General features: G+C 38.4%; 1 protein-coding gene. It reads right to left on the bottom strand.

Going from position 1 to position 954, the window contains the following annotated elements; genetic code table 11:
* On the bottom strand, positions 1 to 818 hold an 818-nt coding region (locus tag AB6805_RS32430; RefSeq protein WP_370913576.1), incomplete at its 3' end, for a transposase.
* Positions 819 to 954 lie beyond the last annotated feature (136 nt).

Raw genomic sequence — 954 nt, 5'->3', positions numbered from 1 at the left:
ATTCGCATAAAGGTCGCATCTTCGTCTGTTTTGCTGTAACTGCTTCTATTATCGCCAATTATCCTTTCCTGCTGGGCATAACGGTCCAATGCAGATGGCCAATTCTTCTTAGCATAGCCCAGCTTCTGACGTATTTTTTTGTCGATTGGTTTATCCTTTAATGCCTCATTTATTGTGGCTATTGTTTGCTCAATTTTTTCACTATCAATTTTATCAAACCCAGAAGGATCATGATCATCGTCTAATTCGGCGGCAGCTATAGTTTGAGCGTATTTCCATAATTCATTCAGCTGTTGCTGCATTTTTGCCTTATTGGTTTTTATTGAGTTACCCCATACAAAGCTGTATCTGTTTGCATTAGCTTCAATCTTAGTGCCGTCAGTATAAAGCTCTTTCAAACTCAAAACACCTTCTTCACATAAGAGTAATACTACCTGCGTAAAGATAGGTTGTAAGGATTTCTGAAGACGTTTGCCCCGGAAACGGTTAATTGTATTGTGATCCGGCTTACTCATCCCACTTAACCACATGAAGTTGATATTCTGATGGAGGGCTTCCTCTATCTTTCGACTACTATATATATTATTTATATATGCAAAAACCAATACCTTCAGCAACATTCGCGGATGATAGTTACTTGCTCCTCCTGGTTTATACTGCTGCATTAACTGACTAATGTCTACTTTATCTAAAATATCACTAACCACTCTTACCGGGTGGTTTTGTGCAACCAGCTCACTTAGATCCGGAGGTAGAAGCATACCCTGATGCTGGTGATTACTTTTAAAGGACACTACCAGTGATTTTCCTCTTGCCATAAATTAAAAATAGGCAATCATTCTGGGAGCAAATACAGAAAAATCCAAATATTTTTCCACCAGGAACGTGGATAAATGGGGGACGGGTATTAAAATAAAAAAAAAGACCGCATCATTTATTTATGATACAGCCTCT

Origin of the sequence: Chitinophaga sp. RCC_12, from assembly GCF_041360695.1 — a bacterium.
Classification (GTDB): Bacteria; Bacteroidota; Bacteroidia; order Chitinophagales; family Chitinophagaceae; genus Chitinophaga.
The sequence above is the reverse complement of the archived record's forward strand: the minus strand, read 5'-3'. Positions and strand labels throughout refer to the sequence as shown.